Raw genomic sequence first — 25,493 nt, forward strand, 5'->3', positions numbered from 1 at the left:
CTCTCATTTTTCGGGAGACCATGCGATATGGCGCAGTTTTTCAACCAGGCTTTCAGCTGGCTACGCAGGCTGTTTCCTGTCGAGTATTCATATCCTGCCATGGATATCCGGCTGCCCGGCAACCGCTCGCTGCATCTGGTCGGCAGCATTCATATGGGCACGCAGGATATGCAACCGCTGCCCGCGGCTCTCTTGCACCGCCTGCAAAAAGCCGATGCCCTGATTGTCGAAGCCGATATCAGCGGAACAGAATCCCCGTTCAGCATGTCCGGTGAATTTCCGGCTCTGGCCGATCGTCTGACCGAATCCGAATATCTCCACGTTGAACGCTTATGCGAAGAGCTTGGCGTTTCTATGTGGACGCTGAACCCGCTTCCTTCGTGGCAGGTCGCGCTGATGTTGCAGGCAACACAGGCGCAGCGTCTCGGATTGCGCGGGGATTACGGCATCGACTATCAGTTGCTGCAATCAGCAAAGCAGCAGAACACACAGGTCATCGAACTCGAAGGGCCGCAGGAACAGTTTGAACTGTTGCAGCAACTGCCCGACGGCGGCAGAGCGCTGCTCGAAGACACGCTGACGCACTGGCACACCAACGCCCGATTGCTGCAAACCATGATCAGCTGGTGGCTTGATGCCAAACCGGGTCTGCCGATTGAACAGCTGCCGAATACGTTCAGCAACGATCTCTACGATATTCTGATGAATCAGCGCAACCTGCGCTGGAAAAAACAGCTTTCCGAACTTCCGCCGGGAAATTACGTGGTCGCCGTCGGCGCGCTGCATTTGTATGGTGAAGGGAATCTGCCGGAATTGTTGAAAGGATAAAAAAATGGCCGGTTTTTAAGGCCGGCCAGTCAAAGAGGAATTTCATTTTTTTGTTATAGCTTCAGTGCAAGCCTTTTCAGGCACAGCACCGGCGCGCACAGGGTAGCAACCTGTAGCGGGTCTTGGCAATAACCATTCATTGCTCTACTATTTCCCCTCCGCGTAATAAAGATACTTTGTTGTTAAATTTCATCAGATTGAGCTGATGACGTTTTTTCGAACAAAAAAGCAAAATAAGGAGACAGGTATGACCCCTGCCGTATTGCTCCTGGAAAAAAATAAAGTCAGTTTTACCCTTCACCCGTATGAACACAGCAGCGACGAAACCAACTTTGGCGACGAGGCGGTGAAAAAGCTCGGGCTGGATGCGCGTCAGGTCTACAAAACATTGCTGGTTTCACTGAATGGCGATCCCAAAAATCTCGCCGTTGCCGTCACGCCGGTGGCATCAATGCTGGATCTGAAGAAAGTCGCCAAAGCGCTTGGCGCTAAAAAAGCCGATATGGCCGATCCCGTCATAGCACAGCGCGTAACCGGTTATCTGGTGGGCGGCATCAGCCCGCTGGGGCAGAAAAAGCTGCTGCCGACGGTGATAGATAGCACGGCGCAGACTTTCTCCACTATTTATGTATCAGGGGGTAAACGCGGGCTTGATCTTGAACTGGCGGCAGGCGATCTTTGCCGCTTACTGAAAGGCCAGTTTGCTGAGATCGCTAAAGCCGGCTGACCGGATCGACGCATTCCCGACACGCATTCCCTATATGCACAAATAAGACAGGTTCATCTGCTATGACCGACAATACGGCCACGCCAGACAGCCCGCAGAAAGACGCAGTCAAAAAGACTGCATTTTCTATTCTGGCGGCGATCAGCGTTTCTCATTTGCTCAACGACATGATTCAGTCGCTGATTCTGGCGATCTATCCGTTGCTGCAAAACGAGTTCTCACTCAGTTTTACCCAGATTGGCCTGATCACGCTGACGTATCAGATTACCGCGTCGCTGCTGCAACCGCTGATTGGCTATTACACCGATAAACATCCGCAGCCGTATTCGCTGCCCATTGGCATGGGCTTTACGCTCTCGGGCCTGCTGTTGCTGGCCGTGGCGCAAAGTTTCCCGGTTGTGCTGCTGGCCGCCGCACTGGTCGGTACAGGTTCGTCGGTGTTCCATCCGGAATCGTCACGCGTGGCACGTATGGCTTCCGGCGGACGTCACGGGCTGGCACAATCTCTGTTCCAGGTGGGCGGGAATTTCGGGGCATCCCTCGGTCCATTGCTGGCGGCATTAATTATTGCACCTTACGGCAAAGGCAACGTCGCGTGGTTCTCACTGGCAGCGCTGCTCGGCATTGTCGTTCTGCTGCAAATCAGCAAGTGGTATCGCCAGCAGCATCAGATCGCGAAAAAGCACGGGCCGGTGAAAAATACCGTGACCGTGTTGCCGCGTAAAACCGTGGCGATGTCGCTGGGGATTTTACTGGTGCTGGTGTTCTCGAAGTATTTTTACCTGACCAGCCTGAGCAGTTACTACACCTTCTATCTGATTCATAAATTTGGTGTTTCAGTGCAAAACGCGCAAATCCATCTGTTCGTTTTCCTGTTTGCCGTGGCGGCCGGGACCATTATCGGCGGCCCGGTCGGGGATAAGATTGGGCGCAAATACGTCATATGGGCGTCAATTCTCGGCGTCGCGCCATTTACCCTGCTTTTGCCGCACGCCAATCTGATGTGGACCAGCGTTCTGAGCGTCATTATCGGCGTGATTCTGGCCTCAGCATTTTCGGCGATTCTGGTGTTTGCGCAGGAACTGATGCCGGGGAAAGTCGGTATGGTTTCGGGGCTGTTCTTCGGCCTGGCTTTCGGCATGGGCGGCCTCGGCGCTGCGGTTCTGGGCTATGTGGCAGATAAAACCAGCATCGAACTGGTTTATCAAATTTGTGCCTTCCTGCCATTGCTGGGGATTTTGACGGCATTCCTGCCAAATATTGAACGTAAACAGGCCTGAAGCATTCCCTTCCGCTGCCGATATTCATTTATCGGCAGCAAAAAAAGCCGTTGCCTCTTGAGATTCACCCGCGAAAACCCATTTAAATCGTCCGTTCGATTTTTTTTTATGGCCTGTCGGGCATTTAACGCAAAAAAGGCCAAAAAACACCAACGCGTAAACGATTTTTACCATAAACTTAGAAACAATCTGCAACACATTTGTGCCACGCATAACCAGAAGGAGTCTGAATGCATCATTCTACGCCTCTTATCACTACCATCGTCGGCGGTCTGGTACTCGCTTTCCTGTTAGGAATGCTCGCCAACCGCCTGCGAATATCCCCTCTGGTTGGCTATCTCGCCGCAGGCGTGCTGGCCGGGCCTTTTACACCGGGCTTCGTTGCTGATACATCTCTTGCTCCGGAGCTGGCAGAAATTGGCGTCATCTTGCTGATGTTTGGCGTCGGTTTGCATTTCTCCATGAAAGATTTACTCGCGGTAAAGTCGATAGCCATTCCCGGCGCTGTAGCGCAAATCGCGGTAGCGACGCTGCTTGGGATGGGGTTATCACATCTGATGGGCTGGGATTTAGCGACCGGTCTGGTCTTCGGGCTTTGTCTGTCCACTGCCAGTACCGTGGTTTTACTGCGGGCACTGGAAGAACGGCAACTCATTGAAAGCCAGCGTGGACAAATCGCCATCGGCTGGCTGATTGTTGAAGATCTGGTGATGGTGCTGACGCTGGTTCTGTTACCGGCTTTCAGCGGCATGCTGGAAAGCCATCATTCAAGCCCGGTGGAACTGCTGACCGGCCTGGCCGTGACGATCGGCAAAGTGATTGCTTTCATGGTGCTGATGATGGTGGTTGGCCGCCGCGTAGTGCCATGGATCCTGGCCAAAACCGCCAGCACCGGTTCACGAGAGCTGTTTACGCTGTCGGTTCTGGCACTGGCGCTGGGCATCGCCTACGGCGCAGTCGAATTCTTCGACGTATCGTTTGCTCTGGGTGCGTTCTTCGCCGGGATGGTGCTGAACGAATCCGAACTCAGCCAGCGTGCCGCGCACGATACCTTGCCGCTGCGTGATGCTTTCGCTGTGCTGTTCTTCGTGTCAGTCGGCATGCTGTTCGATCCGATGATTCTGGTGCGTGAGCCCCTGACGGTTCTCGCCACGCTGGCGATTATCGTGCTCGGTAAGTCGGTTGCCGCTTTCTTCCTGGTAAAAATGTTCGGGCACTCGCGGCGTACGGCGCTGACGATTTCAGTCAGTCTGGCGCAGATCGGTGAATTCGCGTTTATCCTTGCCGGTCTGGGGATCTCCCTTGGGTTGCTGTCAGAACATGGCCGTAATCTGGTTCTGGGGGGCGCAATCCTGTCGATAATGTTTAACCCGTTGCTCTTCAGCTTGCTGGAAAAGTATCTGGAGAAAACCGAGACCATCGAAGATCAGAGCGTTGAAGAAGCCGTGGAAGACGAAAAGCAGATCCCGTTTGATCTGTGTAATCACGCCCTGCTGGTCGGTTATGGCCGCGTTGGAAGCCTGCTCGGCGAGAAGCTTCAGGCTGCCGGAATTCCGCTGGTGGTCATCGAAAATTCCCGCCCACGCGTCGAAGCCTTGCGTGAACAGGGGATCAGCACGGTACTGGGGAACGCCGCCAATCAGGAAATTATGGATCTGGCACGTCTTGACTGCGCACGCTGGCTGCTGGTGACAATCCCGAACGGTTATGAAGCCGGTGAAATCGTCGCATCAGCCCGTACCAAACGCCCGAATATCGAGATTATCGCCCGCGCGCATTACGATGACGAAGTTACGTATATTATGGAGCGCGGCGCCGACCGCGTGGTGATGGGCGAGCGTGAAATCGCCAACAGCATGATCGATATGCTGCAAATCGATATCATGACTGAAGAAGAAAAACGGCCTTTCTGCCCGATCTGATCGGGCAAAAAACAGAGGCTCAGTACACTGACTGAGCCTCTTTTTCCTCTGCGCATTATTCCTTTAACTCCCCTCTGTAAAAATATTCGAATTCAAATCAATTCTCTGTATTCTGTGTTTATGCCAAATAGTGATCGGTAGGCGCAATGTTGTTATCCCATCTGGAAACGTTAAACATTTTAAGTACGCCGGTCTGGATCGTTTCGGCGCACAGCCAGCACATTCTTTTTGCCAACACTGAGGCAAGAAAGCTGGCAGGCAACAGCCTTTTGGGGCCACTGCGCAACGGCCAGTACTCTGTTTATTCCCAGGAATCTCTCGAAGCCTATCTGCCCAATTTAAAGAAAGGCGACCAGATTGTTGAAATCTGGACCATCCATAAAGAAGGCCGCGCATTTCCGCTAAGTTGCCGCGTTTCTCTTGCTAAATTCGGGATTCAGGAACCGGCCATCGTGTTCGAAGGCTCGCACGCCTCGTCCGCCAGCGCTCCGGTTATTACCCCTTTCCCCGATGAAACCAAGCCTTATCGTCGCGACGAAAGCGGTTTCTATGAACGTTTCTTCCAGACCAACAGCGCACCGATGCTGCTCATCGCGCCTGAAAATAATGGTCAGATTGTCGATGCCAATCAGGCCGCTACACGGTTTTATGGCTATTCACGCGATGAAATGTGCCTGAAACACACCTGGGAAATCAATGCGATGGGGCAGGACGTGTTGCCCGTGATGCATGAAATTGCCCGCCTTCCCGGCGGCCATAAGCCCCTGACGTTTGTACATAAACTGGCAGACGGAAATCTGCGCCATGTGCAGACTTACGCCGGGCCGGTGGTGGTGGACGGCACGCGGCTGATGCTGTGCATTATTCATGATATTACTGAACAGAAGCGCCTTGAGCAGGAGCTGGAGCGTGCGGCGTTGCTGGATCCGCTGACCGGCGTGGGAAACCGCCGTCAGTTTATGCAACTGGTGGAAAATGCCCGCACGCAGAATCCGCAAAGAACGCACAATTTCAGCCTGATGCTGGTCGATGCCGATCATTTCAAAGCCATTAATGACCGTTACGGACACAACAAAGGTGATGACACGCTGGTGATGCTGGCAAGAACGCTGGAAACGGGGATCCGTGAAACAGATACGGTTTTCCGCTGGGGAGGCGAGGAGTTTTTGATTTTACTTCCGCTGACCGGTCTGGAAGGTGCGATGCATGTCGCCGAATCGTTGCGAAAAATAGTCGAGGAACAGGCAGTCCCGGGGATCCCGCCGTTCACAGTCAGCGTGGGCGTAGCACAGTATGAAGCCGGAGAGGATTTTACCCGTTTGTTTAAACGCGTGGACGACGCGCTTTATCAGGCAAAAACCTCCGGCAGAAACCGGGTTCAGGCTGCGTCAGCCAAAGATTCGCTAACGGGGGAACGCCCCCCGTCACACTAACTTAACGCTCCCAGTAACTCTCTTCGAGGCTGTCTTCACGTTCCGGCAAACCCCGCGTCAGGCGCGGTGAATGCTGATTCAGCACCTGATAACTCACGCGGTTGGCGTATTTACACACCTGCGCCAGCGACGAATAGGTCAGGTATTCACGCGCATGTTTGCTGGAATTAGGCACCGAACTGCGGTGGAATCCGTTAGCCGCGATATCGTGCAACAGTGCTGATAACGCGCCATCACCCGCCCCGTTGGTATTCATGATTTTTTCCGGCCCGCCCATATACGGCGCGATATGCGAATAAATTTTCATCGGCTGCTGGCAGCAGTCACGGCGCATGGCACGGCTGAATTCATACTGGTTGAATTCAGCAATCGCGCCCGGCAACAAAGGATGTTGCGTGGTACGCTTAAATTCTTCTTCGGTGTAACTCGCCATGAACAAACCGTTTGGCCCGGCGGTACACAACACCAGATCCACCCACTCCAGCGCCTTGTCTGCGGCCATCAGCGGGTCTTTCAGACCGGTCAGCGCGAAACCCTCGTCTTCGTTCATCGCCAGAATCGAAACGTGATCACGCAGGAAATCACGCCAGGCCTGCGGATCGTCGGCAATAACGTATTGCGTACCGAGCGTTAAGACCACCGGTACCTGATGTTTTTTCGCGTATTCAATCGCCTGCATTGTCGCTTCCGGCATCGGTTCGCCGGGTTTGCTGCGCAACAGATAAGACGTCAGCAGCAGCGCAGACGCGCCGGCAATGACCTCTTCCGGCACGCTTGAGGCGCGGAGTTCGTTCATTTTACCCGGGCTGATGGCAAAAGTGCGTTCGCCGGTATCGCTGATCAGCGTGAAGCATCGGCCAATTGCGCCGTCGACGCCTTGCAGATAATTGAGATCGACACGGCTGGACGTGTTACACAGATAACGGTAGGCGTAATCGCCAATCTTCACGTTGCTGCACATCACGCCGAGCAGGACGGAACGGTCATCGGCCAGCACGGAATAGTTGTGTAACGTATTGCCAACGGTGCCGCCCGCAAACTGATGAGAAATGAGATCATGACTTCTCAGTTCCTGGTAAAGCGCTTCCGACATTTCATCATTCAGAATGTTGGATTCGCCGGGTGTCAGCCCGTAGCGGGCCACAAAATTTTCATCCACGCGCGCTTCAATATCTACCATGGTCTGGTCGATACCCACGATATAAGACGCGCCGCCTTCTGATTCCGGCTGCATCTCCTGCAACATGGAATCACGCAGCAAAGGGTCACGTGCGCTGACCGGAAAATAGTGTTTAGACTTACGTTTACCAGGAAATTTCATGCATTATTCTCAGGATATTCAATAAGCTCAGGCTTCATTCAGAAGTGCTGAGTCACCAGCTGTTGCAACAAATCGATATGCTCAGACTGGTCGTTTAAGGCGTCAATATATTCGAAGCGCTCGCCGCCTGCATGAATAAAAATCTCACGATTCTCTTCTTTGATTTCTTCCAGCGTCTCCAGACAGTCCGCCGCAAAGCCCGGGCAGATAATCTGAATGTGCTTAACGCCCTGAGCCGGAAGGCCTTTCAGCGTTTCATCGGTATACGGCGTCAGCCAGGGTTCGCGGCCAAAACGCGACTGGAACGTCAGCATAATTTTGCCGGCCGGCAGTTGCAGCGCCTCGATCAGCGCCTGCGCCGTTTCATGGCAGCGTTTTTCATAATCATCGCCTTCCGCAACAAAACGTTTCGGGATCCCGTGGAAGGAGAGCACCAGACGGTCAGGTTCACCATGCTGAGCAAATGAACGTTCGATGCTGGCTTTCAGCGCTGAAATGTACGCCGGATGCGTGGCGTAATCGCGGATAAAGCTCAGGGAAGGCAGACGGCGCTTAGATTTAAGCACGCGCGCCACGCCATCAAACACGGCCGCGCTGGTGGAACAGGAATATTGCGGATAAAGCGGCAGAACGACCATTTTCGTTACACCCTGCGACAGCAATTTTTCAATCGGATCTTTCATGCCCGGTTTGCCATAGCTCATTGCCAGTTCCACCGGCGTGCCTGGCAGACGTTCTGCCAGTGCCTTTTGCTGACGGCGGCTGTACACCATCAGCGGTGAGCCTTCTTCCATCCAGACTGCTTTATACAATTTGGAAACGCGCGGGGAACGCAGGGGCAAAATCACGAAATTCAGAATAGGCCACCACAGCAGACGTGGGGTATCCACAACGCGGATATCACTCAAAAACTCAGCCAGATATTTTTTAACGGCCTGCGGAGTTGGTGCTTCCGGTGTCCCGAGATTGACCAGAAGGACACCAAATTTGGTCTGCGTCATGCGGAATTTCCTACATTGAAGGCCCTGAAGCCGTTGTGAAAAGATGGGCGCCGCCGTTTAGTTGTTCATCACAAAGTGGCGCACGTCATTGTAACCAAAACAAAGACGAACGGAACAACGGCATTAGCTATCAGTGCGAATTGCTATTAATTACCCGTAATACTTCGAGGGGCACAAAAACAAACGGGGCGACCGAAGTCACCCCGTGGTAGTGCAGAACCGGTGAGGATTAGCCTAAAATTTTAGCCAGTTCATCACGCACTGCGGAAACCTGCTGTGTACCGTCAATTTTGACGTATTGGGTGTTACCCGCAGCGGCTTCTTTGCTGTAGTAGGAAATCAGCGGCTCAGTCAGCTCATGGTATTCCACCAGACGTTTACGCACGGTTTCTTCCTGATCGTCTTTACGGGTGATCAGTTCTTCGCCAGTGACATCGTCTTTGCCTTCAACTTTCGGCGGGTTGTACTGGATGTGGTACACGCGGCCAGAGCCAGGGTGTACACGACGGCCAACGATACGGTCAACGATCAGTTCGTCAGGCACATCGAATTCCAGCACGTAATCCACGCTGATGCCTGCGTCTTTCATGGCGTCAGCCTGTGGGATCGTGCGCGGGAAACCGTCTAACAGGAAACCGTTACGGCAATCTTCCTGCTGAATACGTTCTTTCACCAGCGCGATAACCAGTTCATCGGTGACCAGTTTACCGGCATCCATAATCTCTTTTGCTTTCTTGCCGAGCTCACTTCCGGCCTTCACAGCGGCGCGCAACATATCACCGGTAGAAATTTGCGGAATGCCAAATTTCTCCATGATGAATTGAGCCTGAGTACCCTTACCTGCGCCCGGAGCGCCCAGCAGAATGATACGCATTGCGTAAATCCCCTTGCATGTAATTTTTATAGAATTCGAAAAACGGTCAACCATACCATTCCGGGCGAAGATGCTCAAGGAACACGCCTTTCGGGCAGCGGGTTATGCCCTGTATTGACGGGGATAAACATCTGTCAGACCGTGCAAAAATACCCTGTAAAAAAGGGCATCGCTTGCGCGACGCCCTTCTTGTCTCTGTTCAATCAGACCGGAAAATTACGCCTGTAACAGCGTATTCATGCGGCGGATAAATAGGTTTGGATCTTCCAGCGTGCCGCGTTCAGCAAACAGCGCCTGATCGAGCAACAGTTCGATCCACTCGCTGAACTGGGCTTCTTCGGTGACGTCGGAAGCCCGTTTCACCAGTGCGTGTTCCGGGTTCAGCTCGAAGATGTATTTCACTTCAGGCGCGTCCTGGCCCGCAGCGGCAAACAGTTTCGCCATCTGCGTGGTCATTTCGTCCGCGCCGGTGGTGACGATAGCTGGCGTGTCGGTCAGACGGTGCGTCAGACGCACTTCTTTCACGCGTTCGCCCAGCAGCGTTTTCACACGTTCAACGAACGGCTCCAGCGCTTTCTCTGCTTCTTTCTGCTCTTCGCTTTCGTCAGCCAGTTTGTCCAGCGTTTCGTCGGCTTTGCTGACGGATTGGAAGGTTTTGCCATCGAACTCAGTCAGATAGCTCATCATCCATTCGTCGATGCGGTCAGACAATAGCAGAACTTCAATGCCTTTTTTGCGGAACAGTTCCAGATGCGGGCTGCTCTTCGCGGCGGCATAGCTGTCGGCAGTGATGTAATAAATCTTGTCCTGACCTTCCACCATTTTCGCCACATACTCTTCCAGCGACAGAGTTTGCGCGCTGTTGTCGTTGCGAGTGCTGGCGAAACGCAGCAGTTTGGCGATGGTTTCTTTGTTCGCGCCGTCTTCTGCCGGGCCTTCTTTCAATACCAGACCAAACTGTTTCCAGAATTGCAGATATTTCTCGTTGTCGTCTTTCGCCAGTTTTTCCAGCATTTGCAGAACACGCTTGGTCAGCGCGCTACGCAGGTTCTGGGTAATACGGCTGTCCTGAAGGATTTCACGCGAAACGTTCAGCGGCAGATCGTTGGAATCTATCAGACCCCGCACGAAACGCAGGTAGTTCGGCATGAACTGCTCGGCTTCGTCCATGATGAACACGCGCTGAACATACAGTTTCAGACCGTGTTTGTGATCACGGTTCCACATGTCCCACGGTGCCTGTGAAGGGATGTACAACAGGCTGGTGTATTCCTGTTTGCCTTCAACGCGGTTATGGCTCCAGCTCAGCGGATCACTGAAATCATGGGAAATGTGTTTGTAGAATTCGTTGTATTCTTCGTCGGTCACTTCCGATTTACCGCGGGTCCACAAAGCCTGCGCTTTATTGATTTGTTCCCAGGTCAAGGTGCCGTCTTCTTCGTTGCGGGTTTCGACTTCAACCGGCAGCGCAATGTGGTCGGAATATTTGCTGATGATAGAACGCACGCGCCAGTCATCCAGGAACTCGTCCTGATCTTCACGCAGGTGCAGGGTGATTTCGGTCCCGCGATCGGCTTTTTCGATATCAGCCAGGGTGTATTCGCCTTCTCCGGCGGATTCCCAAAACACGCCTTCATCTGCGCTGGCGCCTGCCGCACGGGTGCGCACGGTCACTTTGTCTGCCACGATGAAGGCAGAGTAGAAGCCCACACCAAACTGGCCGATCAGCTGGCTGTCTTTAGCCTGTTCTGAACCGACAGATTGCAGGAAAGCCTTGGTGCCGGATTTCGCGATAGTCCCGAGGTTGTCGATGACTTCATCGCGAGTCATCCCGATGCCGTTATCGCTCAGCGTCAGGGTGCGTTTTTCTTTATCAAACGCCAGACGCACATGCAGCTCGCCGTCGCCTTCATACAGTTCAGGCGTAGACAGCGCGCGAAAGCGCAGTTTGTCCGCGGCATCAGAGGCGTTAGAGATTAACTCGCGCAGGAAAATTTCTTTGTTTGAATACAGAGAATGGATCATCAGATGAAGCAGTTGTTTTACTTCAGACTGGAACCCGCGTGTCTCTTGTCCTTTCATACTCATCAAATTACCTCAATCCAGATACTGTTAGTGACCAAATCAGACGTTGAGGAGTAAGTGGGGTTATGCGCAGAGGTTTTCAAGCACAAGGAAAAATTTTTAAGAAGAAATGCAGAGGGATAGCAGAAATAATGCCGGGCGCAGCAAGGTGCGCCCGGCAATAACAGTCAGAACTTGAAAGGATTACGCCCGGCAAGGGAATGCGACAGCGTGGTGCCGTCAACCATATCCAGCTCGCCACCGACCGGCACACCGTGCGCAATACGGCTCGCCAGCACGCCATACTGGCCGCACATTTCTGCGATGTAGTTCGCGGTCGCTTCACCTTCAACTGTCGGGTTAGTCGCCAGAATCACTTCCTGGATGTTTTCACTCTCCAGACGCTCTTCCAGACGGCCTAAACCAATATCGTCCGGCCCGATGCCATCCAGCGGTGACAGGTGACCCATCAGCACAAAATAGCGACCGGAAAACTGACCGGTTTGTTCTATCGCGTGAATGTCCGCCGGGCTTTCGACCACGCAAATCTGACCGTTCTCTTTACGCCGTGGATTGGCGCAAATCGTACAGATTTCCTGCTCGGTAAAAGTACGGCAATCGGCACAGTGACCAATTTCAGACATGGCGCGCGTTAAAGACTGCGCCAGCCGCATTCCGCCGCTGCGATCGCGTTGCAGCAGCTGGAATGCCATACGCTGCGCTGACTTCGGGCCAACGCCCGGCAGGCAACGCAACGCCTCCATTAAAGATTCAAGGAGAGGGCTGGTTTGCATCAGAATGGCATCTTAAAGCCTGGTGGCAATTGCATGCCGCCAGAAACGGCTGCCATTTTTTCTTTCTGAGTTTCGTCGATACGACGGGCGGCATCGTTGAACGCCGCAGCGATCAGATCTTCCAGCATGTCTTTATCGTCTTCCAGCAGGCTTGGATCGATCTCAACGCGACGCACGTTGTGCGCACCGTTGATGGTGATTTTGACCAGGCCAGCGCCTGATTCACCGGTGACTTCCAGCTGAGCGATTTCCGCCTGAGCTTGTTGCATTTTTTCCTGCATTTGCTGGGCCTGTTTCATCAGGTTACCAATGCCGCCTTTTCCAAACATAGTCTTCTCTCTCAGCAATGGCCGCGTCACAACCGCGGCGTTTAAATAGGGCGAATACTTTCTTCATCCAGCTCAGCATCGAAGAAACGACGCAAAGTCTGAATGTTGTTATCCGCAATAATAGACTGACGCGCCTGCGCCAGCTTTTCTTCATAAATGGCCTGACGCCATTCCAGCGGCGTTTTCACCGCCAGATTATCATCTTCCACCACGGTCAGTTCAACCGGAGTCTGATGCTGTGCCGATAAGGCATCCGTCAGTACTTTCTGCGCCGACGGCGAATTCAGGTGCTTTTGCGATGAACGCAGATGCAGGCAAATTTTGCCCGGCTCAGGTTGCTCACAAAATGCATTCAGTGCCAGTTGTTGTACCAGCTTTGGCATTGGCATCTGGCTAATCTGAGCGGCCCATGCGTCACGCTCAATGGCTTCTTCGGCGAGACGTGAAGCCAGTTCCGGCGATTTCTCATGTTCCAGCGCGGCACGTAATGCTTTTGGCGTGGCGACCGGTTCCGGCGCTTCTTCCGGCTCGTTCTGCGCAACCCAGCGGTACGCTTCTTCTTTTACCGGCGCAGCGGGTTCTTTCTTCACGCTGGCCATTGTCTGCGCACGTTCAGTCACCGAAGCGAGGCGCTCCAGTGCTGAATTTGCCGGCCGCGCTTTTCCTGGCGCTGCCGGCTCAGCTTTTTTTGGGGTGGTACTCCCCTGCCTGAGCAACTGGGTTCGCGCCTGCAAAAGCTGGGCCGTGGTGTCCGGCATCTGCGCCGGTTCAGCATTGCCCTGCTGTGGCGGTGACGAATAATTCTGTGGAGCTTGCGGCGCCGGTGCCTGTGGTGGAGCGTACGCAGGTGCCGCCACCTGCTGAGGCGCCGGTTCTGCAATAATCACTTTCGGATGGAAGGCCAGCGCGCGCAGCAACGTCATTTCAACGCCCATGCGTTTGTCCGGTGCGTACGCCAGCTCTTTGCGGCCAATCAGTAATGTCTGGTAGTAAAGCTGGACGTCAGCTGGAGGAATCACCCGCGCCAGCTCACGCAAACGTTGTTCGATCGCGGCGTAATGATTATCGAGGACGGAAGGTAACAACTGAACCATCGCAATGCGGTGCAGCAATGCCAGCGTTTCCACCAGCAGATTTTCCCAGTCCACGCCACGCGATGCGGCCTGTTCCACCTGCGCCATCATCTGGCCGCCGTCCGCACTGACCAGCGCTTCAAGCATGGCCAGCGGCTGTTCGTCGTCAAGCGTACCGAGCATCTGCGCCACGGTTTCTGTCGTCACCGCGCCCTGCCCCATGGCGATCGCCTGGTCGGTAAGGCTCAGCGCATCACGCATACTGCCGTCCGCCGCGCGGGAAAGCAGCTGAAGCGCACGCGGTTCAGTCGTGATGGTTTCTTCAGTTAAAACGTGTTCGAGCTGTTTGCGGATCTGTTCAGCGTCCAGCGCCTTCAGATGGAACTGCAAACAACGCGATAAAATTGTGACCGGTAATTTTTGCGGATCCGTGGTCGCCAGCAGGAATTTAACATGCTCCGGCGGCTCTTCCAGCGTTTTCAACAGCGCATTAAAGCTGTGGCGCGAGAGCATGTGAACTTCATCAATCAGATAAACTTTGAAGCGGCCACGTGCCGGCGCGTATTGCACGTTATCGAGCAATTCGCGGGTATCTTCAACTTTGGTGCGGGAAGCGGCGTCGATTTCGATCAGATCAACAAAACGGCCCTGCTCAATTTCGCGGCAGTTATCACAAACGCCACAAGGTGTGGATGTGATGCCGGTTTCGCAGTTAAGCCCTTTCGCCAGCAAGCGGGCAATGGTGGTTTTCCCCACGCCGCGGGTACCGGAAAACAGGTAAGCGTGATGGATGCGCCCGAGCGACAGGCCATTAGCCAGTGCGGTCAGCACATGTTCCTGTCCGACGACGTCGGCAAAAGTTTGGGGGCGCCACTTACGGGCAAGAACCTGATAGCTCATTAATACCGGGAAAGTCAGGGGATCATGAAGGCAATGCTATCACAGCCTCGCCTGAGCAGGCGAGGCTTGTCTGGATCAATGCCCGTCGAAAGAAACCAGGCTGTAGCAGTTGATGCTTAAATCGTTGAGGCGTTTTTCACCGCCGAGTTCCGGCAGGTTGATGATGAACGCGGCGTCGGTCACTTCCCCACCCAAACGGCGGATCAGTTTCGCAGTGGCTTCAATCGTGCCACCCGTTGCCAGCAAATCGTCGATCACCAGGATTTTTTCGCCAGGTTGAATAGCATCAACGTGGATTTCAAGGCTGTCAGTACCGTATTCAAGATCATACGTTTCGCTTATAGTTTCACGCGGTAATTTGCCTGGCTTGCGAACGGGGACAAAACCCACGCCCAGAACCAAGGCAACCGGTGCGCCAAACAGGAAACCCCGTGCTTCAGTGCCGACCACTTTGGTCACACCGGCGTCGCGGTAACGATCGGCCAGTAACTGAATGCTTGCAGCATAAGCTTTCGGGTCTTCCAGCAAGCTGGTGACGTCACGGAACAGTATGCCCGGCTTAGGATAGTCAGGGATGGTCTTAATACTGTCTTTAATAAACTGTAGCTGCTGTGCGGTAGCGGTCATAATGTTAATTGCCTGATAAAGCTGCTGTTCATACTTAAACGCGGGCGGTCAAATGTCCCCCGTCACGCTCATATAAAGCATGCCGTTTAAGGAAGGAAATTGGGAGCGCACCGACGTACGAGATGCCCAAATCTATGCAAAGCTGCTTTAAAAAGCAACCCGCAGCCGGACATGATCACCTTTTTTATTGCTCAAGGTCAACCACTGGTAATCGCCACATCATGATCAGCAACATAAACATCATGCAGACCAATAGAATACGTACCCATAATAGCGGGACAAAATAAATCGAAATGGCGAAAGTCACTGCGATCAGGATCACTGCTTTGGGTTTTGCCCCTTTTGGCAACGCACGATGTTGCTGCCAGTGGCGAAGGTAACCGCCAAACCATGAACGATGGAGTAACCATTGGTGGAAACGCGGCGATGAACGGGCAAAACACCAGGCGGCGAGCAGCAAAAAAGGCGTCGTTGGTAGCAACGGCAGGACGACACCCAGCGTGGCCAGCACGACGCATATCCAGCCAGCGATAATCAACAGAACACGTTTCATGGAGAGGTTCAGGTTTCAGGATGAGGAAAGATGTGTCCCAGTGTAAACAAGTGTGAGATTGCTGTCATATCCGGATGAGGCTTGTATCGCAGGGGGTTACAGGTAAGCTAGGCGCGTCACCCAAGGAGAGTCGCCGTGAGCACAGAACGAATTTTACATGTCCTTGATCAGCAAATAGAAACGCTGGCGCGGGAAATTGAGCCGATTGGCCACGTTTCGGCCTCTCAGGCACGCTTTGATGTCGCCCTGTTTTCAACCAAAGGCACCCGTCTGCGGGATTATCTGGCTGAAATCAAAATCAATTTGCAGCAACTGAATCAGGAAGTTGTCGAAAAGCGTTCGGCGCAGGTGGCTTTTATTGCCGAACGACTGGTGGCGCAAATTACCGCCATGCAGCGCGAACTGGCGACGCAAACATTACGGAAAACGCACCAGACGACGGAACGCAAAAGCCATGATAACTATACGCGACTGGCGGAAACTCAGCAGTTTGAGCGCCGTCTGGTGGCAATGATTGAAGACAGGGAAACGACGCTCGGACAACTGGCTACTTTCGCCGATCAGCAGCGGGTACAGAAAGAACTGGCTGCGCTGGAAGGCCGTCTGATGCGTTGTCGTCAGGCGCTGGCTAAAATTGAGAGACAAATCGAGCGTCAGGAAAAAGGTTTTTGAATCTTTGTCACATTTTTTGAATCCGGCGTTCAGAGCCCGCCTTTTCTTATCTATAATGATAAGTCCAAAACCTGCTTCTAATAATGTTGGCTAATATGTCAGTAGAAAATGCGCCCCCCGAACTTCAGCTTGCTGTCGATCTGATTTACCTGCTTGAATGCAATGAAATTGCGCCCGAGACGGCTCTTGCAGCACTGGAAATCGTTCAGCGCGATTATCAGGAAAAGCTGAAAAACAGCAAAAACACGCTTTCTATCAGTTATCTTTAAGCCGTCCGGCTGCCTGCTTCAGGGGAACCCGTGGCTTTCCCCTGGATTGTCCGGCGGTAATTAGCTCTACGGCAGCGCGTCCGGTTCGTCTCCCGGCTGTTTCAGCGACCGCTTCACTTCCTGCACTTCGTTCCCGTCCTGGTTATGCAGATACACTTCCAGCTGATTGAAGGCGATATTAATGTCGTTTTCGCGGCAAAGTTTATCAATGCTGCGATTAAGCTCATCGACGGTATAGCTGCGATCCCCCAGTTCACGCACATAAACTCGCAGTTCGTGATCCAGCGTGCTGGCACCGAAATTCAGGAAGAACACCAGCGGCGAAGGATCGTTCATCACGCGCGGATTTTCATGTGCCGCCTGAAATAAGATCTCTTTCACTTTGTCGAGATCCGATCCGTAAGCCACACCGATTTTGATCAGCACGCGGGTCACTGTGTCGCTCAGCGACCAGTTAATCAGCCGCTCAGTAACGAACGCTTTGTTCGGGATGATCACTTCTTTGCGGTCGAAATCGATAATGGTAGTCGCGCGAATACGAATGCGGCTGACCGTTCCCGAGAACGTACCGATGGTGACGGTATCGCCGATACGCACCGGACGCTCGAACAATATAATCAGACCCGATACGAAGTTGGCAAAAATTTCCTGCAAACCAAAGCCCAGCCCGACCGACAGCGCCGCCACCAGCCACTGCAATTTGTCCCACGAAACACCCAGCGATCCGAGTGCAGTTATCGCGCCAATCACCGTAATCGAATAGGTCAGGATCGTGGTGATGGCGTACGACGTCCCCTGCCGCAGTTGCAGGCGCGAAAGCACCACGACTTCCAGCAATCCCGGCAAGTTGCGTGTTAAAACATACGCTACAATCACCGCCAGGAATCCAAGCAGCAAATTTCCAAGCGTGACCGTCTGTTGCGTCACGGTTCCGGCCACTGTGCCGGAGTAATGCCACAGCGAAATGCTGTCGAGGTATGAAATCACCGTCAGCAAATCGGACCAAATCCAGTAAAACACGGTGGCAAAGATGAAGAACAACACCATGGTGGTCAGCCGCAAAGACTGCTGGTTAATCTGATCTAACCCCAGCGGCGGTTCTTCTTCTACCGGCTCATTCCCTTCCGCGCCCTCTTTCGCAACGGCGGTCTGTCGCCTTGCCAGCGCACGCCGATAAGCCAGCCGTCGCGCCGCCACGCTCAGTCCGCGCAGCGCCGTGAGGTAGATAATGTTCCAGAAAATCAACAGATAAAGGCTGTCAATCCAGCGTCCCGCCAGACGCAGCGTGGTGTAAAAGTAACCGGTAACCACCAGCCCGGTCAGGAAAATCGGTGCCAGCGCGATAGCCGTGACCATCACGAGACGAATGCTGTGAGAGTCTTTTTCCCGCCAGCCGTCACGGGCAATCGGGAAGACCAGCACGCTCAGCGCCAGTAAGGTCAGGAATATCACTATCTGCCCGATGATGTCGTCCACCAGCCCCAGCGGCGCTTTTTCACCCCGTACCGACCAGAAGATCAGCGGTAACATTACCAGACTCAGGCGGATCACCGAACGTCGGTAATGTGCGCACGTGGCAACCGGCGTATTAAAGTGGCGCTCATTAATTCCGCCCGGTTTGAGCATCCGGTAACAGAAGCCCATCACAAACTGGAAGACGGCCAGACGCTGCGCCAGCGTCCATAAAAAATCACTCGAATCGATATCGCATTGTGAAAGCCAGTAGCCGACACCCAGCGTCAGAAACACCCCCGGCAGCACATTGAGCGCCAGAAGGATCAGCGCCTGGGGCGTGTGCAGCTGGCTGTCGCGCTTGAGCTGACCGACATCGTTGCTCAGTGATTCGATGCGCTGGTTGATGTATTTCCTTCGCAAGAGCAAAAGTAAAATAACCAGTAAAACCGGGATCGTGGCGGGCAACGAATGCAGCGCGCCCATCATCAGTTCGCCGCGCGGGAAATTAAAACTCAGGCTGCTCAGTTGGTTTTTCACATCGTCAGGCAACGACTTTATGAATTCCCAGTTCATCGGTTTATTGCTGCTCACCCAGAAAATTTGCTGCGTGAGCGTTTCAGTTAGCGACTGGTTAATACTTACCAGCTGCTGTTGGTTAATCTGCAAATTGATTGCCAGAGACAGCTGATTACCGAGTTGTTTATTCAGCTGATCGAGCAGTTCACGGCGCATGTCCACAATCTGATCGAGCGCGTCGTTGATATCTTCGTTAATGTTTTCTTTGCTGGTGGCAACGACGCCCTGAATGTAGCTGTCTCCCTGGAATAACGCGTCACGCTGCTGGTTAATAGTGAACTGTTCGAGACGTAAATCGGCTATGTGCGCGCTCATGTCGGTGATCAGGCCGGACGGCGGAATGGTATTTTGCTGTTGCTGATACAGGATCCGCGAAAGCAATAAGCTGCCTTTCAGCACGGTAATTTGCTCTTTAAGATCATGCTCGGCCTGCGCAGAGCGGTCGAGCCAGTTTTTTACCGTGATATTTTTCTGAACCAGCTGGTTGCCCTCTTCCGTGGCGGCAATCAGACGTTCGCTGAGCTTGCGGTTAATTTCCAGCTCCTGCGCCACCAGCGGATCGTTCTGAATGTTCGAAGTATCGTCCGGCGTCTGGGCTTCTTTCGCCGTCCGCTCAGACAATATCAGCCGCTTGCCATTCACCACTTCCTGCAATAACTGCGCGGTATGTTCGAGCTCATTAATGTGTGCGTTGGTGTAGTCACGTTGCTTTTGCAGTAAATCCTGCAACGTAGTGTTGGCCTCGAGGCTTTTGCGCTGTAAATCAATCTGCGCGCTGAGCAGCGCCTGCTGCGTCACCAGCATGGTTTGTTGTGTATTGCGAAGATCCTGTTGCCCCGGCGACATTCCGTTGAGCTGATTACGGATTTTCTGAATCGCCAGAGAATAGCTGTACATCGCGTTCTGCACGCGTTCGGGCTGGGTTTGCAGCGAAATCAGCTGGGTATTGAACGTCGACAAATCTTCCTGAGAGGACTGGAGATCGTCGAGCGTATCGTTAAGGCGATTCTCCAGCTGACGCAGCGACAACGCGGAAAGCTGCGCTTTATCAACGTCATCTTTGGTGCTGTTCTTTAACTGATCAAGCCCGTCCATCGCCACACGCAGTTTCTGCGGCGCTTCGGCAACCTGCTGATGAAGCTGAGTGACATCCTGTTTAACGCGATCTAACGCATCAAGATATTCCAGCGTATGAATCAAATCCTGCTGCGACAATTTATCTACCGGCGTCAGATTCTTCTGCCGGTTTAACGCATCTAGCTGATTTTGGACTTCATTACGGGTCGGAATATCGTTGCTGGCGGCGTGACCGGAAAGGGAAAATATCAAGAATGAGAGATAAATCACGAGCGCGAAAACACGCCAAATCCTATTTTTTTTCAGGACAGAAACGTTATCTGCAGGAACGGTCATACACCGGATAAACATACGTCAGCTTCAACTCATTTGCCGAATGAATAATATGAAGATGACAATAGCAGTGTTCGACTTTAAAGGAAGGAGAAAAGCGTTTCTGAATACAACATCAGAAAGTGTAATTTCAGGGCTGAAGTGTCAATAAAGATTGCAGACTTATTAATTGCGAGAAAACGATTACACGATTTTGGGCGACAGCATCAGGTAAGAAGAGTGGCGCAACATATCAAGATAAGTATCCACAAATCGCTCTGAATTCCTTTGTAAATCAAAACTTTCCGGAATAAACAACCAGTTTTCCATCAGGCCTGTCAGATATGCACGCAAAATAACGGCAGCCTGACGGGTGTCCAGCGTGGCAGGTAATTGTTTTTCATTAATACATCTCTCGAGAATACGTTCAATTTTACCGTATCCTTCCATGTAGAGCGATTTACGCGCTTCATGAACTGACGTCATCTCCCCAACAAATTCACATTTATGGAATATAATTTCCATCAATGCTTTACGTTGAGGATCAGTCACCGTAGCCACCAGAATGTAAATGAGGATTTCACGCAAAATACGCAGTGGATTATTCGGAAACTTTGTCTGATACTCTAGTTCGAGTACTTTAATCTGGGACTCGTAGGCCTCCCAAATCGCATTAAACAGTTCCACTTTGTTCCTGAAATGCCAATAAATTGCGCCCCGCGTCACACCGGCTGCATTCGCAATATCAGTCAGTGATGTCGACGATACTCCCCGGGCAGAAAACTCACGCACAGCCGCATCCAGTATGTGTTGTCTGGTTTCGAGCGCCTGTGATTTGGTTTTTCGTGCCATAGGGTTATCTTTCAGGGGAGTTTGATTTACATACATTCTTGAATGTATGTAACATAGCATGCACATACTAAGAGCGCAGCAATGGATTTTAAGTCTTGTGATCCATTGGACAATTTGAAATCGGACACTTGAGGTTTATTTATGAACAAAAACAGAGGGTTAACGCCTCTGGCGGTAGTTCTGATGCTATCCGGAAGTTTAGCACTTACAGGATGTAACGATAAAGACGCCCAGCAAGGTGCGCCGCAAGCCCCTCAGGTAGGCGTCGTTACACTGAAAACAGAACCGCTTAATGTGACTACCGAACTTCCTGGCCGTACTGCTTCTTTCCGTATCGCTGAAGTACGTCCGCAGGTTGGCGGCATTATTCTGAAACGAAACTTCGTTGAAGGTAGCGAAATTAAAGCCGGGACCTCTTTATATCAAATTGATCCAGCCACTTATCAGGCCGCGTATGACAGCGCTAAAGGCGATCTGGTAAAAGCGCAGGCTAATGCGCAAATTTCTCGTCTTACAGTGACCCGTTACAAACCTCTGCTCGGCACCAACTATATCAGTAAGCAAGATTACGATACTGCTGTAGCGACCGCAGCGCAGGCCGATGCCGCTGTTGTGACAGCCAAAGCGGCTGTTGAAACGGCGCGTATCAATCTGGCTTACACCAAAGTGACCTCCCCTATCAGCGGACGTATTGGTATTTCCTCTGTGACCGAAGGCGCGCTAGTTTCTACCGGTCAGACAAACGCAATGGCGACCGTGCAACAACTCGACCCTATCTATGTTGACGTGACCCAGTCGAGCAATGACTTCCTGCGTCTGAAACAGGAACTGGCTGACGGTTCTCTGAAACAGGTTGACGGTAAAGCACAGGTCAAACTGCTGGTGGATAACGGTAAGGAATATTCACAGGCGGGTACATTAGAATTCTCTGATGTGACCGTAGATGAAACGACCGGCTCCATTACGTTGCGTGCCATTTTCCCTAACCCACAAGGTTCGTTGCTGCCGGGCATGTTCGTGCGCGCACGTCTTGATGAAGGGGTAAACAACAACGCTCTGCTGGTTCCTCAGCAAGGTATCACCCGTAACCCACGGGGTGATGCGACAGCGATGGTTGTAGGTGCTGACAATAAAGTTGAACTTCGCACTGTCACCACAACGCAGGCAATCGGCGACAAATGGGTCGTGACAGATGGCCTGAAAAGTGGCGATAAAGTTATCGTGACAGGTCTGCAAAAAATTAAGCCAGGCGTACCGGTTACTGCACAGGAAGTTGATCAAAACGCAGCAGCACCCGCTACAGCGACGAAGTCTTAATAGGAGCCGGTAATTCATGGCTAAGTTTTTTATAGATCGTCCCATCTTTGCATGGGTGATCGCCATCATCATCATGTTGGCGGGGGCACTGGCAATTCTTAAATTGCCTATTGCACAGTATCCAACCGTTGCACCACCGGCTATCCAGCTGACCGCAACTTACCCGGGTGCGGATGCGCAGACGGTACAGGATACGGTCACGCAGGTTATCGAACAGAACATGAACGGTATCGACAACATGATGTACATGTCGTCGACCAGTGACTCTTCTGGTACGGTGCAGATCACCCTGACCTTTGCTTCTGGTACCGACGCGGATATCGCGCAGGTTCAGGTACAGAACAAACTGCAGCTGGCAACGCCGTTGCTGCCGCAGGAAGTTCAGCAACAGGGTATCTCCGTTGAGAAATCGAGCAGCAGCTTCCTGATGGTCGCGGGCTTTATTTCCAACAACGGTTCGATGACCCAGGATGACATCGCCGACTACGTCGGTTCGAACATCAAAGACCCTATCAGCCGTACTGCGGGTGTGGGTGACGTTCAGCTGTTTGGTGCCCAGTACGCTATGCGTATCTGGATGGACCCAAACAAACTGAACAACTACCAGCTGACGCCGGTTGATGTCATCAACGCGATCAAAATTCAGAACAACCAGATTGCAGCAGGTCAGCTCGGTGGTACACCGCCGGTTCCTGGTCAGCAGCTGAACTCCTCTATCGTGGCGCAGACCCGTCTGAAGTCCGCGGATGAATTCGGCAAAATCATTCTGAAAGTAAATCAGGACGGCTCTCAGGTTCGCCTGAAAGATGTGGCTAAAATTGAACTGGGCGGCGAAAACTACGACGTTATTGCCCGCTTCAACGGACAACCGGCATCAGGTTTAGGGATCAAACTGGCAACCGGCGCTAACGCCCTTGATACAGCCGCATCGGTCAAGGCAACGCTGGCTAAGCTTCAGCCATTCTTCCCGGCAGGCTTAGAAGTTGTTTATCCATATGACACAACACCGTTCGTTAAAATCTCGATCAAGGAAGTGGGTAAAACACTGTTCGAAGCAATCGTTCTGGTGTTCCTGGTTATGTTCCTGTTCCTGCAAAACTTCCGCGCAACGTTGATCCCAACCATTGCGGTTCCGGTGGTATTGCTCGGTACATTTGCGATTCTGGCAGCCTTCGGGTACTCGATAAACACGCTGACGATGTTCGGGATGGTGCTCGCGATAGGCTTGCTCGTCGATGACGCCATCGTGGTGGTAGAAAACGTCGAGCGTGTCATGGTCGAAGAAGGCCTGCCGCCGAAAGAAGCCACCAAGAAATCCATGGAGCAAATCCAGGGTGCACTGGTGGGTATCGCGATGGTGCTGTCCGCAGTATTCATCCCGATGGCCTTCTTCGGCGGTTCGACCGGTGTTATCTACCGTCAGTTCTCCATCACTATCGTTTCGGCCATGGTGCTGTCAGTTCTGGTGGCGATGATCCTGACGCCTGCACTGTGTGCAACCATGCTTAAGCCAGTTGCCAAAGGCGAGCATCACGAGAAGAAAGGTTTCTTCGGCTGGTTTAACAAGAAATTCGAACAAAGCACGCACCACTACACCGACAGCGTAGGCAACATTCTGCGCAGCACCGGTCGTTATCTGGTGATTTATCTGCTGATCGTAGTCGGCATGGCGTTCCTGTTTATCCGCCTGCCAACCTCCTTCCTGCCGGAAGAGGATCAGGGCGTATTCCTGACCATGGCGCAGTTGCCAGCAGGTGCGACTCAGGAACGTACGCAGAAAGTGCTCGATGAAGTCAGCAACTATTACCTGACCAAAGAAAAAGCTAACGTGAACTCCGTGTTTACCGTTAACGGCTTTGGCTTTGCGGGTCGTGGTCAGAACACGGGCATCGCGTTCGTCAGTCTGAAAGACTGGTCTGAGCGTAGCGGCTCTGAAAACAAAGTTCCTGCAATTGCAGGCCGCGCTATGGGTGCCTTCAGCACCATTAAAGATGCACTGGTGTTCCCGTTCAACTTACCGGCAATCGTTGAGTTAGGTACGGCGACAGGCTTCGACTTCCAGCTGATTGACCAGGCTAACCTTGGGCATGACAAACTGACACAGGCACGTAACCAGTTGCTGGGCATGATAGCTCAACATCCGGACTTGCTGACTCAGGTTCGTCCAAACGGTCTGGAAGATACACCACAGTTCAAAATCGAGATCGATCAGGAAAAAGCAACGGCACTGGGCGTTTCGATTTCCGACATCAACACCACATTAGGTGCTTCGATTGGTGGTAGCTACGTGAACGACTTCATCGACCGTGGCCGTGTGAAGAAAGTGTACGTGCAGGCTGAAAATAAATACCGCATGCTGCCATCTGATATTAATAATCTGTATGTCCGCGGTAGCGCAGGTCAGATGGTGCCGTTCTCTGCATTCTCGAGTGCCAAATGGGAATACGGTTCACCACGTCTGGAACGTTATAACGGTCTGCCATCGATGGAACTGCTGGGCCAGCCTGCTCCGGGTAAAAGTAGTGGTGACGCAATGGCAATGATGGAGTCTCTGGCTTCTAAACTGCCAAACGGTATCGGCTACGACTGGACAGGTTTGTCTTATCAGGAACGTCTATCCGGTAACCAGGCTCCGGCGTTGTACGCAATATCTCTGATTGTCGTCTTCCTGTGTCTGGCAGCACTGTATGAAAGCTGGTCAATACCGTTCTCGGTTATGCTGGTCGTTCCACTCGGTGTCGTCGGTGCGCTTCTGGCGGCAACAATGCGTGGTCTGAGCAACGACGTTTACTTCCAGGTAGGTCTGTTGACCACCATCGGGTTGTCTGCGAAGAACGCCATATTGATTGTCGAATTCGCTAAAGACCTGATGGATAAGGAAGGCAAAGGTCTCATCGAATCAACGCTGGAGGCAGTTCGTATGCGTCTGCGGCCGATTCTGATGACCTCACTGGCCTTTATCCTCGGTGTAATGCCGCTGGTTATCAGCTCCGGTGCAGGTTCCGGTTCTCAGAACGCAGTAGGTACCGGCGTAATGGGCGGGATGATCACAGCGACGCTGCTGGCGATCTTCTTTGTTCCGGTCTTCTTCGTGGTGGTTCGCCGCCGCTTTGGTAAGAAGAACGAAGACATCGAACACACCCATAAAGTAGAGCATCCGACGCTGTAACAGGATCCGCCCCACAGAAAAGGCCGCTTATGCGGCCTTTTTTTTCGCCTGGGTGTTGAACAGGAAAA

The 25,493-nt window shown here is 52.6% G+C and carries 20 protein-coding genes and 1 other annotated feature; of the genes, 9 read left to right on the forward strand and 11 right to left on the reverse strand.

Annotated elements, in window-relative coordinates; genetic code table 11:
- The first annotated feature begins 27 nt into the window (after window positions 1-27).
- From ACLBVC_RS02735 to ACLBVC_RS02755, 5 genes are all read left to right on the forward strand, one after another.
- A complete protein-coding gene (locus ACLBVC_RS02735) occupies window positions 28-828 on the forward strand; it encodes a TraB/GumN family protein (protein ID WP_410147921.1) in 801 nt (266 codons plus the stop codon).
- A 247-nt stretch (window positions 829-1,075) separates the two neighbouring features.
- Window positions 1,076-1,555 (forward strand): Cys-tRNA(Pro)/Cys-tRNA(Cys) deacylase YbaK, encoded by a 480-nt coding sequence (ybaK, locus tag ACLBVC_RS02740; protein ID WP_410147922.1) that lies wholly within the window; start codon window positions 1,076-1,078, stop codon window positions 1,553-1,555.
- A gap of 62 nt (window positions 1,556-1,617) precedes the next feature.
- Window positions 1,618-2,835 (forward strand): MFS transporter, encoded by a 1,218-nt coding sequence (locus ACLBVC_RS02745; protein WP_410147923.1) that lies wholly within the window; start codon window positions 1,618-1,620, stop codon window positions 2,833-2,835.
- A 230-nt stretch (window positions 2,836-3,065) separates the two neighbouring features.
- Window positions 3,066-4,757, forward strand: a complete 1,692-nt coding sequence (ybaL, locus tag ACLBVC_RS02750; RefSeq protein WP_410147924.1) for a YbaL family putative K(+) efflux transporter — start codon at window positions 3,066-3,068, stop codon at window positions 4,755-4,757.
- Window positions 4,758-4,903: 146 nt separating this feature from the next.
- A complete protein-coding gene (locus ACLBVC_RS02755) occupies window positions 4,904-6,190 on the forward strand; it encodes a GGDEF domain-containing protein (RefSeq protein ID WP_410147925.1) in 1,287 nt (428 codons plus the stop codon).
- A 1-nt stretch (window position 6,191) separates the two neighbouring features.
- Here ACLBVC_RS02755 and ACLBVC_RS02760 read toward each other — a convergent pair whose 3' ends face one another.
- The 9 genes from ACLBVC_RS02760 to ACLBVC_RS02800 form a co-directional block, all read right to left on the reverse strand.
- Window positions 6,192-7,511: an inosine/guanosine kinase gene (locus ACLBVC_RS02760; protein ID WP_410147926.1), complete on the reverse strand. Its 1,320-nt coding sequence runs from the start codon at window positions 7,509-7,511 to the stop codon at window positions 6,192-6,194.
- Window positions 7,512-7,549: 38 nt separating this feature from the next.
- Window positions 7,550-8,512, reverse strand: a complete 963-nt coding sequence (gene hemH, locus ACLBVC_RS02765; RefSeq protein ID WP_410147928.1) for a ferrochelatase — start codon at window positions 8,510-8,512, stop codon at window positions 7,550-7,552.
- Between the two features lie 229 nt (window positions 8,513-8,741).
- Window positions 8,742-9,386, reverse strand: coding sequence for an adenylate kinase (adk, locus tag ACLBVC_RS02770; protein ID WP_101075522.1), 645 nt, complete (start codon window positions 9,384-9,386; stop codon window positions 8,742-8,744).
- A 216-nt stretch (window positions 9,387-9,602) separates the two neighbouring features.
- Window positions 9,603-11,468 (reverse strand): molecular chaperone HtpG, encoded by a 1,866-nt coding sequence (gene htpG, locus ACLBVC_RS02775; protein WP_410148094.1) that lies wholly within the window; start codon window positions 11,466-11,468, stop codon window positions 9,603-9,605.
- Window positions 11,469-11,638: 170 nt separating this feature from the next.
- A complete protein-coding gene (recR, locus tag ACLBVC_RS02780; RefSeq protein ID WP_410147930.1) occupies window positions 11,639-12,244 on the reverse strand; it encodes a recombination mediator RecR in 606 nt (201 codons plus the stop codon).
- Window positions 12,244-12,573: a YbaB/EbfC family nucleoid-associated protein gene (locus tag ACLBVC_RS02785; RefSeq protein ID WP_013576599.1), complete on the reverse strand. Its 330-nt coding sequence runs from the start codon at window positions 12,571-12,573 to the stop codon at window positions 12,244-12,246. The genes recR and ACLBVC_RS02785 overlap by 1 nt, the downstream gene beginning before the upstream one ends.
- Before the next feature lie 41 nt (window positions 12,574-12,614).
- Window positions 12,615-14,546, reverse strand: coding sequence for a DNA polymerase III subunit gamma/tau (dnaX, locus tag ACLBVC_RS02790; protein WP_410147932.1), 1,932 nt, complete (start codon window positions 14,544-14,546; stop codon window positions 12,615-12,617).
- Window positions 13,218-13,282 (reverse strand) — a sequence feature (DnaX frameshifting element). It overlaps the preceding gene by 65 nt.
- Before the next feature lie 75 nt (window positions 14,547-14,621).
- Window positions 14,622-15,173: an adenine phosphoribosyltransferase gene (apt, locus tag ACLBVC_RS02795; protein WP_104923034.1), complete on the reverse strand. Its 552-nt coding sequence runs from the start codon at window positions 15,171-15,173 to the stop codon at window positions 14,622-14,624.
- A gap of 184 nt (window positions 15,174-15,357) precedes the next feature.
- Window positions 15,358-15,726 carry a DUF454 family protein gene (locus ACLBVC_RS02800; protein ID WP_410147933.1) on the reverse strand — a complete coding sequence of 123 codons (369 nt, stop codon included), beginning with the start codon at window positions 15,724-15,726 and terminating at the stop codon, window positions 15,358-15,360.
- 135 nt (window positions 15,727-15,861) lie between these two features.
- Between ACLBVC_RS02800 and priC the strand changes: the two genes are divergently transcribed.
- Window positions 15,862-16,398 (forward strand): primosomal replication protein PriC, encoded by a 537-nt coding sequence (gene priC, locus ACLBVC_RS02805; RefSeq protein ID WP_410147934.1) that lies wholly within the window; start codon window positions 15,862-15,864, stop codon window positions 16,396-16,398.
- Between the two features lie 95 nt (window positions 16,399-16,493).
- Window positions 16,494-16,667, forward strand: coding sequence for a pleiotropic regulatory protein RsmS (gene rsmS, locus ACLBVC_RS02810; protein ID WP_101075801.1), 174 nt, complete (start codon window positions 16,494-16,496; stop codon window positions 16,665-16,667).
- Between the two features lie 66 nt (window positions 16,668-16,733).
- On the opposite strand, the gene mscK is transcribed toward rsmS, so the two are convergent.
- Together mscK and acrR are read right to left on the reverse strand one after the other, a co-directional pair.
- Window positions 16,734-20,111 carry a mechanosensitive channel MscK gene (gene mscK, locus ACLBVC_RS02815; RefSeq protein WP_410147935.1) on the reverse strand — a complete coding sequence of 1,126 codons (3,378 nt, stop codon included), beginning with the start codon at window positions 20,109-20,111 and terminating at the stop codon, window positions 16,734-16,736.
- Between the two features lie 180 nt (window positions 20,112-20,291).
- Window positions 20,292-20,939, reverse strand: coding sequence for a multidrug efflux transporter transcriptional repressor AcrR (acrR, locus tag ACLBVC_RS02820; protein WP_410147936.1), 648 nt, complete (start codon window positions 20,937-20,939; stop codon window positions 20,292-20,294).
- A 141-nt stretch (window positions 20,940-21,080) separates the two neighbouring features.
- Here acrR and ACLBVC_RS02825 point away from each other — a divergent pair, with 141 nt between their 5' ends.
- Together ACLBVC_RS02825 and acrB are read left to right on the forward strand one after the other, a co-directional pair.
- Window positions 21,081-22,256, forward strand: coding sequence for an efflux RND transporter periplasmic adaptor subunit (locus ACLBVC_RS02825; RefSeq protein ID WP_410147937.1), 1,176 nt, complete (start codon window positions 21,081-21,083; stop codon window positions 22,254-22,256).
- A 16-nt stretch (window positions 22,257-22,272) separates the two neighbouring features.
- Window positions 22,273-25,425 carry a multidrug efflux RND transporter permease subunit AcrB gene (acrB, locus tag ACLBVC_RS02830; RefSeq protein WP_410147938.1) on the forward strand — a complete coding sequence of 1,051 codons (3,153 nt, stop codon included), beginning with the start codon at window positions 22,273-22,275 and terminating at the stop codon, window positions 25,423-25,425.
- Window positions 25,426-25,493 lie beyond the last annotated feature (68 nt).

The sequence above is a fragment of the Rahnella selenatireducens genome (assembly GCF_046449555.1).
GTDB classification, from domain to species: Bacteria; Pseudomonadota; Gammaproteobacteria; order Enterobacterales; family Enterobacteriaceae; genus Rahnella; species Rahnella selenatireducens.